We start from the raw sequence: 12,022 nt of genomic DNA on the forward strand, positions 1-12,022 counted from the left end.
GCGGACCGTGGGAATTGAGCGGGAGCCCACCCCCGACCCCTCCCGCATGCGGGAGGGGAGAAGGCCGCCCCTCCATCACCGGTCCTTCGCCGGCTTGATCGTCGTCGACGAGTTGCGCACCACCGGCGCCATGATCCGCGGATCCTCGATGTTGCCCGGCACCGGCGCGGACGGGATCGGCGGCGCAGCGCCCATGTAATCGCGCACCAGCTGGTCGATCGACGGCTCCTGTCCCGGCGATGCCAGCCCCTGCTGCAACCGCAGATAGCCGTAACGCTGCTCGGTCACCCGCCGGCTGTCCGCCGAGGTGCGCAGGATCGACGGACGGATGAAGATCATCAGGTTCGTCTTCGTCCGCGATTTCGCGCGCGACTTGAACAGGTTGCCCAGCACCGGGATGTCGCCCAGGAACGGGATCTTCTCGATCGTCCGCCGCTCGTTGTCGTCGAGCAGCCCGCCGATGATCGCGATCTGCCCGTCGTCGACCGTCAGCGTCGTCTCCACCTCGCGCTTGTTGAGGATCAGCTCCGAATTGTCGCTCGACACCGGCCCGGCGATCGAGCTGACGCCCAGCTTCAGGTTCAGCTTGATCGTGCCCGACGAATTGACCTGCGGCCGCGCCTCCAGCTGGATGCCCACATTCTCGCGCTGGACGGTGCGGAACGCGTTGTCGAAATTGTTCGACAGCGCCTGCCCCGTCGTGATCGGGATCTCCTGCCCCACCAGCGTGCGCGCGGGCTGGTTGTCGAGCGTCACGAGATGCGGCACCTGCAACAGGTTCGACGTCGTGTCGCTCTTCACCGCGTTGACGATCGTGCCGAAGATCGTGTCGCCGATCGTCCCGCCGAACCCGCCGAACCCGCCCCCCGCGCCCAGGATCGACTGGATCGCGGACTGCGCCAGCGTGTCGCTGATCGAATTGTCGGTGGTGGTGACGGTCGTCGTGCCGTTCACCGTCGTCGTGCTGGTGGCCAGGCTGCGCGCGCCGATCGCGCCTGCGATCGTCAGCAGATTGGGCGCGGAGTTGGAGAAGCTCGACGCGCCGAACGCGCCGCCCTTCAGGTTGCCGAGCAGGAACTGGAACCCCAGCCGGTTCGCGGTCGCGTCGGACACCTCGGCGACGATCGCCTCGATCATCACCTGTTCGCGCCGCGTATCGAGCTGGCGCACCACGTCCGCCAGCTGCCGCTGGATCTCCGCCGGGGCAGCGATCACGATCGCGTTCGCGCCCGCGAACCGCGTGACGACCGCCGCGGTGCGCCCGCCCTGCGTCGTCAGCGCCGCCTGCCCGCCGCTCGATCCAGCCGACATCGGCTGCGACTGCTGCTGCTGCTGGACGGGTTGGGCCTGCTGCGTCTGGCCGCCCGATCCGCCGGTCTGGCCGAACGTCGACGACGTCAGCTGCGTCGCCTGCGGCTGCGTCGGCGTCTGCCCGACGAGTTGCTGGAGCACCGGCAGCAGCTGCTCGGCATCCGCATTCTCGAGGAAAACCACCTTGATCTCGGTCCCGCTCTTCGCCTTCAGGTCCAGCTCGCTCGCCACCGCCGCCAGCCGCGCGACCGATCGCGCGTCGCCGCGCAACGCGATCGAGTTCGAGCTGTCGATCGCCACGACCGAGGTCGCCGCCGCACCCGCCTGCCCCTGCCCGCCCGTCGTGATGAGCGCGGTCAGCGCGGTCGCGACCTCTTTGGCGTTGGCGTTGCGCAGCGCCACCACGCGCGTCGCCGCGGTATCGGCGTCGACCTGGCGCAGCACCTCGCGGATTCGACGGATATTGTCCGCGAAATCGGCGATGACGAGGCTGTTCGCCCCCCGGTTCGCGCTCACCGATCCCTGCTGGCTGACGAGCGGCCGGACGGTGTCGACCGCCGACTGCGCGTCGATCGATCGCAGCCGGACGATCTCGGTCACGAAGCTGTTGCGCGCCGCCCCGCCGACGCCCACCCGCCCCGGCTGCGCCGCCGCGCCGTCGATCGGCTGCACCCGGAACGCGCCGTTCGCGGTCGGCACCGCGACCAGCCCGTTGGCGCGCAGCGTGGAGAGGAACACCTCGAGATATTCGGAGCGCGACAGCGGCCGGTCGGTGACGACCGTCACCTTGCCCTGCACCCGCCCGTCGATGATGAACGTCCGCCCGGTCACCTTCGCGGCGTCGGCGATGAACGCACGAATGTCGGCGTCGCGGACGTTGAGCGTCAGCTGCGCGTGCGCCTGCGCGGCCAGTGCCAGCGCGGCCACGCCCGCAAGAACGAAGCGCCTCATCGCGGCGCCCCCGCCGACAGCGGCACCGACAGAGGCATCGCCTGCCCCCCGCGCTCGACCGTCAGCGGCAGCGACCCGCCCCGCGCGAAATCGCCCGCGACCCGCTCCAGGTCGCCCTGCCCCGTCACCGGTCGCCCGCCGATCGCGGTCACCACGTCGCCGTCGCGCAGCCCTGCCGCGCGGAACGCCGCGCCAGACCCCTGCGCGCGCACCACCAGCCCGCTCAGCCGCCCGCCATCGATCCGCGGCACGAAGCCGATATCGGTCTTGAGCTGCGACACGTCGACCGCCCCTGCCGGAGTCGGCGCCGCACCGCCCGATGCCGGCGGCGCGCCCGGAACCGGGGACGCAGGGGCGGCCCCCGACTGGTCGAGGAACAGGTCCTCGGCCACGCCGCTGCGGTCGATCGTGACATGGTCGAAGGCGACGGCCTTCAGCGAAACGCCCGGAATGATCTCTTCCCCCACCGATATGCTCTTCTGGATGCCGTCCGCGCCCGCAAGGATCGCAGATCCCTTGCCCGTCGCCTCGTTCACGCGCGTGCCGAACAATGTCAGCTGGAGCGAGGTGACCACCGCCGGCCCCGCCTGCGCACCGCCGCCCAACCGATAGAAGGGGTCGAACCCGCTCAAGATCCCCTGCACCGATCCCGGCACCACCGGTTCCGCCGGCCGCCATTCGCCCAGCGGCGCGATCGGCGTCGCGATCGCCCAGGCCAGCCGGGCGCACTGCGTCGCCAGCCCCGCGAGCAGCACCAGCTCGAGCACCGAATAGACGTTGACGACGGGTATCCGCCGCAGGATCGCGCGTGCCCGCGCATCGAAAGTCAGTCGCATCCGGCCCCGCCCACAAGATTCCCCGCTAGGGGCGCGATATTACATCCGCATGTCAACGTTCTGAAACATTTGCCCCGCTGGCGCCACGCATTTCGGGCTGATACTCCCGCGCGCATGGCCACCTCCGCTTCCGCCGCGATCGCCCCGTCGGGCTATCCGATCGAACCCGTCGTCGCGCACCTGACCGCCCAGCCCGGAATCCAGCGCGTCCCCAGCCCGAAGCTCACGCTGTTCCTCCGACGCGCGTTCCTCGACGCATCGACCTGCGCCGCGCTGGTCGACCGCATCGACGCGAGGCGCCGCCCCTCCACCGTCTCCGACTATAATGGCGACGCCGCGTTCCGCACCAGCGAGACCTGCGATCTCGACGGCACCGATTCGCTCGTGGCGGACGTCGATGCCGCGATCTGCGCGCTGCTCGGTGTCGCCCCCGCGCACGGCGAACCGTTGCAGGGCCAACGCTACGCGGTCGGGCAGGAGTTCAAGGCGCACACCGACTATTTCGAGCCGCAGGGCACGGATTTCGCCAGATACTGCAGCGTCGCGGGCAATCGCACCTGGACCGCGATGGTCTATCTCAACGAACCCGAAGCCGGCGGCGCGACCCGCTTCAAGGCGGTCGACAAGATCGTCCAGCCCGAAACCGGCAAGCTCGTCTGCTGGAGCAACCTGCGCGCCGACGGCACGCCCAACCCCTCGACGATCCACCACGGGATGAAGGTGCGAGCTGGCAAGAAGTACGTCATCACCAAGTGGTTCCGGGTGCGACCCTGGGGGTGACCGCCCCGGCTGGGATGACGCAAACCCCGTCAGAACGTCGCGCTCACCCCCAGCGAGAACACCCGACCGAGCCGATACCGGTTGATATCCACCTGCACGCCGTTCGAAAACGTCTGGAACTCGCGATAGCCCGTGCCGGTCAGGTTGCGCGCCTCGGCCTTCACCTCCAGCTTCGTCCCCATCAGCTCTACGCCCTGCCGCGCGACCAGGTCGAGCCGCAGGCCCGGCTTCTCGATCAGGTCGGGCAGCCGGACGCCGCCGCCGCCCGCCACGGGCCCGCGGTTCGTCACGCGGTTGCTCGCATAGTTGAACAGCAGGGTCACCTGGCTCAAGCTCTCCTTGTCCTCGATGCCCAACTGCACGTTGACCAGGTGGTCGGACTGTCCGACCAGCGAGCCGCCGTCCTGGAACAACACGTTGGCCGGGCGCAGCACCGCTTGGCTGCCCGACTGCAACGGGCTCGCGATCAGCTCGTCGCCCACCTTCAGCTTCGACTTGGTATAGGTGTAGTTCGCGATCACGATCGCGCGCCGGGTCGCAAAGAACCCGTCGCCCAGGACATCGAGCGGCAGATACTTCACCATCTCCACCTCACCGCCGTACAGCTGCGCGCTCGGCGCGTTGGCGAACCCGGTCTGGAGATTGTCCGAACCGGCGGGGAAGAACGCCACCGCCTCGATCGGATCGTCGATCTTCTTGTAGAAGCCAGCGAAGCTCAGCCGCTGGTCGCGCGCGAAATACCATTCGAACCGCCCCTCGGCGTTCGTCAGCTTCGAATCCTTCAGGAACGGGTTGCCGAAGAACAGCCGGTCGCTCTCGAAATCCTGGTACAGCTGCGGCGCCAGCTCGCGGAACTGCGGGCGGGCCAGCGTCTTCGAGAAGTGTCCGCGCAGCTGCATGTCCGCCGCGAAATTGTACGTCAGCGTGACGGCGGGCAGCCAGTAATCGTTCTTCAGGCTCGTCCGCGCGCCGCCGGTCGGGATCACCCGCTCGTTCGCGTTCTCGTACCGCACGCCCGCCGTCGCGCGCAGCCCGTCGAGCAGCTCCGCCTCGACCTGCCCGTACCCCGCATGGATCCTGAGCGACGCGTCATAGGCCGCGGCGCCCTGCCCGGTCGACGTGTTGCGCAGGTAGATGCCGTATTGCTGGATCGTATAGTCGCTCAGCAGGTAATCCGGCCGCAGCTGCGCCACCGCGTCGTTGACGGGCCCGTTGTTCGGACCCGAATACTGGAAGGTATAGCGGCTCGAGGTCCGGTCGGTATCGCTGTAGGCATAGCCCACCGACAGCGCGAGCTGGCGATCGGTCGGCGCGGTCCAGGTCAGGTTCGCCTGGCCCGACCACAGGTCCTCCTCGAGCGCGCTGAACGCGACGCTGGCGGACTGGAGCCCCGACAGGTTGTTCGTATAGTCGCGGATCGCCTGGTTGTACTGATAGGTGAAGGCGCGCTCGTACGGGCTGTCGCGGCGCGTCTTGGCGTAGCTGCCGCGCGCGTCGAGCGAGAACTGGTCGGACAGCTTGTATTCGCCGACCAGCTGCGTGTCGATCAGCTCGCGTTCGAACCAGTTGGTGTTCTGGTTGATGAACGGATCGATCCCGCCCGGCAGCGTGCCGATATTGGCGGTCGATCCGCGCGACAGGCGCCCCTGCTTCAACGTGTCGTGGATGTACAGGTTGGTCCAGCGGATCTTGTTCTCGCCGAACTCCGCGCCGAAGCCCAGCAGTCCGTTCACGATCGAGCGGTTGTCGGTCAGCACGGTGCGAAAATCGCGGCTCAGCACACCGCCGGGATCGTCGGTCACCTGCTGGCGGATGCCGCGGGTGCGCCACGAATTGCTGATCCCGCCGCTCGCGATCACGCCGACGCGCGTCGCGCCGATGTCGATCGAGGTGCCGCCGCTGAACTCGCCGGACCAGTTGGCCGGCAGCTGGTTGTTGGTCTGGAGCAAGGTCGTCGGCGCGTTCGACAGCGCGGTGATCTGCGCGGAGGTCGGCGACGTTCCGTTGCGCCCCGCGTCCTTGATGAACCCCGGCACGGTACGCTCGCCATTGTCGAACCCGGTCCAGTCGGACCGGCTGCCATAATAGGTATAGCCCAGCTCGCTCGTCGTGACGGTATCCGCGGCCACGCTGCCGCCCACCTGCAGGAACGTCTCCTTGGGCACCGCGCGCGTCGTCAGGTTGATGACGCCGCCGCCGAACTCGGCCGGGTAGTTGACCGAATAGCTCTTCTGGACGAGCGACGACGCGATCACGTTGGTCGGGAAGATGTCGAGCGGCACGACGCGGCGCAGCGGCTCCGGCGACGGCAGCGGCGATCCGTTGAGCAGCGACGACGAATAGCGATCGCCGAGGCCCCGGACATAGACGAAGCCGTTGCCGACGACCGACAGGCCGGTGACGCGGCTCAGCGCGCCCGCGATATCGCCCTCGCCGGTGCGCGCGATGTCGGCGCTCGACAGCACGTTGACCACCGCGGCGGTCGCGCGGACGACATTGGGAATGTTGCGCCCGACGACGACGATATCGCCCTCGACTGCGGACGAGCCCGGGGTCGACACCTCGACCTGCTCCTGCGCCTCGTCGGCCTGCGCCTCCGGGGCGGCCGGCGTCCCCGCGCCGGGCTGGACGACCGACCCGGACGGCGGCGCGGCCGGCGCCGGGTTCGCCTGCGCCAGCGCGGCGGCGGGTGCGAGGCCAAAGGCGAGTGAAGTGCTCGCGAGCAGAATGGCAGCGTAGGTCTTCATGGGTCCCCCCGGAACGTCGTCAGGTGACCGGGGGGCGGGCCTTCCGCCCCCCGGTGCGTATCGTCACGTGGTCGGGACGGTCGTGCAGGCGCTGCTCGCCGAGCCGAAGCTCGCGCGGTTCGAGTTGCAGGTCCAGCGCGTGTACCAGGTGTCGTTGGGGCCGCTGACCGCGCCGACATAGCTGGTGTTGACGAGGAAGGACGTGCCCGAGGGGTTGAGCGTCGAGGCGTTGAACGCAGCGTTCGTCGTCGCTGCGCCGGCGGGCAGGTACGTGCCCGTCAGCAGCCCGGTCGCACTCTCGACATTGTTGCCGCCCGCTGCGGTAAAGATCGCGCGCTGCTCGGCGGTCGTCACCGTCACGCCGTTCACCGCGGTTTCCGCATAGGGCGTCGCGCAGCCGAACAGCACCGAGTTGAACACCGGCGGGCCGTTGTCGTCGATCGCCGCATTGGCGGCGCGGATCGTCGACTTGCCGCCGTTGCTCGCATCGCCCGCGACGATGTTGAGGCAGGCGGTCGGGCCCGTCACGATGCCGTTGACGAAGCGCGCATCGGCCCCGCCGCGCAGCCGGATCGCGGCGTTCGTCGCCGAGGAGGTGGACACGAAGGTGAAATTCGCCAGCGTGTACTTCTGCCGCGGCAGCGCGTCCTCGTTGCCGTTCGAGTCGATCTCGGTCGAATAATTGTCGGTCTGCGTATTGGTCGGCTTCTGGATCGCCAGCACGAACTGGACGAAGCCCTGCCAGCCCACATCGGTATCCAGCCCGTCGTCGTCCGCGCCGGTCATCACCAGATACCGCATGTTCGTGCGCCCGCCGAACACCTCGATGCCGTCGTCCGACGAATTGTGGATCTGGACGTGGTCGACGGTGGTGCCGGAGCCGGTGCCGCCCAGCGTCAGGCCCTGCAGCTCGTTGTTCGGGCTGATGATCGTGCCCGAATAGCGGATCTGGACATAACGGACGGTGCCCGAATTGTCGGTCGGCGTCGCGCCGCCGTACAGCGCGGTCGAGGTGCCCTCGACGACGTTCTCGCACGTCGCCGATCCGCCCGCGACGGTCGCGTTGCAGTTCGAGATCGGCGCGCGCCCGGCCAGGATGATCCCGCCCCACAGGCCCTGCGATTCGTCGGTCACGCCGCCGGTCAGGTTCGCCTGCGCGGTGAAGATGATCGGCTGGGTCTCGGTGCCTTCCGCGATAAGCCGCGAGCCGCGGTTGACGACGAGGAAGTCGTTGTCCGAATTCGTCGTGTTCGCATAGACGATGCTGCCCGCCGCGATCGTCAGCGTCGTCGAGACGCCGCCCGCGGTCGTCCCCGCGCCGCCGATGTCGACGCCCACGTCGACGCGGCCGTTCATCTCGTACGCGACGCCCGCGACCTTCGGCAGCGACAGCGCCGAGGTGATGAGCGACGGGATCCGGCAAGACCGGAACGCGCCGATCACGCCGACGTCGGTCGTCCCCGTCGGGCAGCTGGTCGCCGGCGTGCCGGGGGTCGGCGTCGGAGTCGACGGGGTCGGCGACGGAGTCGGGGTCGACGGCACGACCAGGACGCCTTCACCCGGCGAGGCGACCCCGTCGGCGCCGCCGCACGACGCTAGGACGGCGCACGCGCTCCCTGCGAGGAGGAGACGGCTGAGGCGGCTGATACGCTTGAGGCTGGACATGCGAGACTCCCGGTTGCGGTGCCGGACCCCCCGGTCCGGGCCCGACTCGGCAAGGACTGCCGGTCGGCTTCTGCCGCTCCCGCTAGGGGTGCCCGATGACAGCTGCGTGCGATTTGGGAGACGTTTGCGTGACGATGATGTTGCGGTTTCGTGACGGACGTTGTCCCCCCTCGTCGCCCCGGACTTGATCCGGGGTCCCGCTTCTTTGACCGTCGCGCCAGAAGCGGGATCCCGGCTCAAGGCCGGGATGACGGAGGGAAGTGCCCGATCGACGCCCGCCAGAAACCAGAAAGGCCCGCCGCTCCTGATGGAGTGACGGGCCTGAATCTGGTGGGCGCGACAGGGATTGAACCTGTGACCCCACCCGTGTGAAGGGTGTGCTCTACCGCTGAGCTACGCGCCCCGGAAAAACTGGCCGGAAAAACCGGCCGGATAAAACCGGAAGGCGGCCTCTATAACCGGCCTTCCCGTCTGTCCAGTCTCAGTTCACCGAATCCTTCAGCCCCTTGCCCGCCTTGAACTTGGGCTGGGTGGAGGCCTTGATCGTCATCGGCTCGCCGGTGCGCGGGTTGCGCCCCGTCGAGGCCTTGCGCTTCGAGATCGAGAACGTGCCGAAGCCGACCAACCGCACCTCGTCGCCCTTCTTGAGCGAGGCGGAGATGGTGTCGAACACCGCTTCCACCGCGCGACCGGCATCGCCCTTGGCCAGGCCCGAACGATCGGCGACGGTCGCGATCAGCTCCTGCTTGTTCATGCGTACAAACCCCCGTTTACTTCTGACGCTACGAATTGGAAGGATTCGCACGGCGAATCCCAAGCGCCCAATAAGATCGACTGCCCCGTGCCTGTCAAACGAATCCGCCCGATCCGATGCGGATCGGATCGGACGGTATCGTCGTCAATGGTGCAGCTGCGCGCCCACCGGCGGGATCGGCGCGGGCGGCAGCGCCGCCAGCTCGTCCGCCTCGGTCCACTCGATCGCTTCCAGCGGCTCGGTCAGCGCCAGCCGCAGCACCTCGTCGACATGGCTGACCGGGACGATCTTCAGCCCGTCCTTGATGTTCTGCGGAATCTCAGCGAGGTCCTTCTCGTTCTCCGCCGGGATCAGCACCGTCTCGATGCCCCCGCGCAGCGCCGCCAGCAGCTTCTCCTTCAACCCGCCGATCGGCAGCACGCGCCCGCGCAGCGTCACCTCGCCGGTCATCGCGATCTCGCGACGGATCGGCGTGCCCGTCAGCGTCGACACGATCGAGGTCACCATCCCGATTCCCGCCGACGGCCCGTCCTTGGGCACCGCGCCCTCGGGCAGATGGATATGCACGTCCTTGCGGTTGAACAGGCTCGGCTTGATGCCATAGCTCGGCGCGCGCGCCTTGACGAAGCTGAACGCGGTCTCGATCGACTCCTTCATCACGTCGCCCAGCTTGCCCGTCACCTTCGCCGCGCCCTTGCCGGGCACCGTCACGCTCTCGATCGTCAGCAGCTCGCCGCCCACCTCGGTCCAGGCGAGCCCGGTGACCGCGCCGATCTGGTCCTCGGTTTCGCTCAGCCCGTGGCGGTATTTCTGCACGCCGGCATAGTCGGCCAGGTTGTCGGGCGTGATCGTCACGCTCGTCGCCTTGCCCTCCAGGATCTGGCGCAGCGCCTTGCGCGCCAGCCGCGCGATCTCGCGCTCCAGCGTGCGCACGCCGGCCTCGCGCGTGTATTTCTGGATCAGCGCGCGCAGACCCGCGTTCGTCAGCACGAACTCGCCGTCCTTCAGTCCGTGCGCCTCGATCTGTTTGGCGATCAGGTGCCGCTCCGCGATCTCGACCTTCTCGTCCTCGGTATAGCCCTCCAGCCGGATGATCTCCATCCGGTCGAGCAGCGGCTGCGGCAGGTTCAGCGTGTTCGCGGTCGTCACGAACATCACGTCCGACAGATCGATGTCGATCTCCAGATAGTGATCGTTGAACTTCCCGTTCTGCTCGGGATCGAGCACCTCGAGCAGCGCGGACGCCGGATCACCGCGGAAATCCTGGCCCAGCTTGTCGATCTCGTCGAGCAGGAACAGCGGGTTGCTCGCGCCCGCCTTCTTCAGGTTCGTCACGATCTTGCCCGGCAGCGAGCCGATATAGGTCCGCCTGTGCCCGCGGATCTCCGCCTCGTCGCGCACCCCGCCCAGCGACTGGCGGATGAACTCGCGCCCCGTCGCCTTGGCGATGCTCTTGCCCAGCGAGGTCTTGCCGACGCCCGGCGGACCGACGAGGCACAGGATCGGCCCCTTCAGCTTGTTCGTCCGCGCCTGCACCGCCAGATACTCGATGATCCGGTCCTTCACCTTCTCCAGCGCATAGTGATCCTCGTCGAGGATCGCCTGCGCGGCGGCGATATCCTTCTTCACCTTGGTCTTCTTGCCCCAGGGCAGCCCCAGCAGCACGTCGAGATAGTTGCGCACGACGGTCGCCTCGGCGCTCATCGGCGCCATCGTCTTGAGCTTCTTCAGCTCGGCGGTCGCCTTGGTCCGCGCCTCTTTCGACAGCTTGAGCGTCGCGATCTTCTGCGTCAGCTCGGCGATCTCGTCGCCGTCCCCTTCCTCGCCCTCGTTGCCCAGCTCGCGCTGGATCGCCTTCAACTGCTCGTTGAGATAATATTCGCGCTGGGTCTTCTCCATCTGCCGCTTGACCCGCGACTTGATCTTCTTCTCGACCTGCAGGACGCCCAGCTCGCCCTCCATCAGCGCATACGCCATCTCCAGCCGCTTGACCGGATCGGCCTCCATCAGCAGCCCCTGCTTCTCCGCGACCTTGACCGAGATGTTGGCCATGATCGCGTCGGACAGCTTCGCCGCCTCGACGATCTCGGACAGCTGCACCGCGGTCTCGGCGGGCAGCTTGCGGTTGAGCTTGGCGTAATTCTCGAACTGGTCGACGACCGAACGCATCAGCGCCGCGACCTCGGGGCCCTCGACCACGCGATCCTCGATCGGTGCGATCGTCGAGACGAGATAGCCGTCCGTCTCCTCCAGCGTTTCCATCGTCGCACGCTGCTTGCCCTCGACCAGCACGCGGACGGTGCCGTCGGGCAGCTTGAGAAGCTGCAACACGGTGGCGGTGACGCCCATGGTATACAGGTCGTCGCGCACCGGATCGTCGTTCGCGGGGTCAAGCTGCGCGACGAGGAAGATCTCCTTGTCGGCCGCCATCGCCGCCTCGAGCGCGGCGACGGATTTGTCGCGGCCGACGAACAGCGGCACGATCATGTGCGGGAAGACCACGATGTCGCGCAACGGAAGAACGGGATAGGTCTGGGTCATGGATGCTCCGGCGCCGTCTCGATCGGACGGACTGTCATCCCCTTATATGGGGTATTCGGAGCATCCATCAATCGGGCGTCGAAACGATCGCCGGCGGGGCGCCGCCGCGGTCGCGCCGCCGGCTCTCCGGACGTCAGTCGACCACGGTGCCCACCACCGCACCGCCGACGCCGCCCACCGCGGCACCCTTCTTGACGTCACCGCCCGTAGCAGCGGCGACGCCCGCACCCCCCGCGCCACCGATCGCCGCCCCGCGCAGCGTCGAGCAGGCGGACATCGAGGTCGCTGCGGCAAGGAGGAGCACGGGAACGAGGATCGTCTTCATGGCGGTTGTCCTTCGATTGAAAGAATGGCTGGGACGCTTGGGAAAGCCCTGATCCAAATCATGATGCAGTGCAGCGGTTCCCCTCGTTACGCCCGCGTTCCGCAACTTCGCT

At 68.0% G+C, this 12,022-nt stretch carries 8 protein-coding genes and 1 tRNA gene; 1 reads left to right on the top strand and 8 read right to left on the bottom strand.

Annotated features, from left to right (window positions below; genetic code table 11):
• Positions 1–75: 75 nt before the first annotated feature.
• Positions 76–2,262 (bottom strand): type II secretion system secretin GspD, encoded by a 2,187-nt coding sequence (gspD, locus tag ACV7NO_RS12765; RefSeq protein ID WP_463406362.1) that lies wholly within the window; start codon positions 2,260–2,262, stop codon positions 76–78.
• On the bottom strand, positions 2,259–3,098 hold the full coding sequence (locus ACV7NO_RS12770) for a type II secretion system protein N (RefSeq protein ID WP_463406363.1): 840 nt from the start codon (positions 3,096–3,098) through the stop codon (positions 2,259–2,261). Before ACV7NO_RS12770 ends, gspD begins: the two co-directional genes overlap by 4 nt.
• 114 nt (positions 3,099–3,212) lie before the next feature.
• Between ACV7NO_RS12770 and ACV7NO_RS12775 the strand changes: the two genes are divergently transcribed.
• Complete coding sequence (locus ACV7NO_RS12775) at positions 3,213–3,878, top strand: prolyl hydroxylase family protein (protein ID WP_463406364.1); 666 nt, start codon at positions 3,213–3,215, stop codon at positions 3,876–3,878.
• A gap of 29 nt (positions 3,879–3,907) precedes the next feature.
• On the opposite strand, the gene ACV7NO_RS12780 is transcribed toward ACV7NO_RS12775, so the two are convergent.
• From ACV7NO_RS12780 to ACV7NO_RS12805, 6 genes are all read right to left on the bottom strand, one after another.
• Positions 3,908–6,625, bottom strand: coding sequence for a TonB-dependent receptor domain-containing protein (locus ACV7NO_RS12780; RefSeq protein WP_463406365.1), 2,718 nt, complete (start codon positions 6,623–6,625; stop codon positions 3,908–3,910).
• A 63-nt stretch (positions 6,626–6,688) separates the two neighbouring features.
• Positions 6,689–8,290 (bottom strand): hypothetical protein, encoded by a 1,602-nt coding sequence (locus ACV7NO_RS12785; protein ID WP_463406366.1) that lies wholly within the window; start codon positions 8,288–8,290, stop codon positions 6,689–6,691.
• 328 nt (positions 8,291–8,618) lie between these two features.
• A tRNA-Val gene (locus tag ACV7NO_RS12790) sits at positions 8,619–8,693 on the bottom strand.
• A gap of 78 nt (positions 8,694–8,771) precedes the next feature.
• Complete coding sequence (locus ACV7NO_RS12795) at positions 8,772–9,044, bottom strand: HU family DNA-binding protein (protein WP_463406367.1); 273 nt, start codon at positions 9,042–9,044, stop codon at positions 8,772–8,774.
• Between the two features lie 144 nt (positions 9,045–9,188).
• Positions 9,189–11,585, bottom strand: a complete 2,397-nt coding sequence (gene lon, locus ACV7NO_RS12800) for an endopeptidase La (RefSeq protein WP_463406368.1) — start codon at positions 11,583–11,585, stop codon at positions 9,189–9,191.
• 133 nt (positions 11,586–11,718) lie between these two features.
• Positions 11,719–11,910: a hypothetical protein gene (locus ACV7NO_RS12805; RefSeq protein WP_463406369.1), complete on the bottom strand. Its 192-nt coding sequence runs from the start codon at positions 11,908–11,910 to the stop codon at positions 11,719–11,721.
• Positions 11,911–12,022: the final 112 nt, after the last annotated feature.

Source organism: Sphingomonas sp. Ell38C01 (assembly GCF_055231975.1).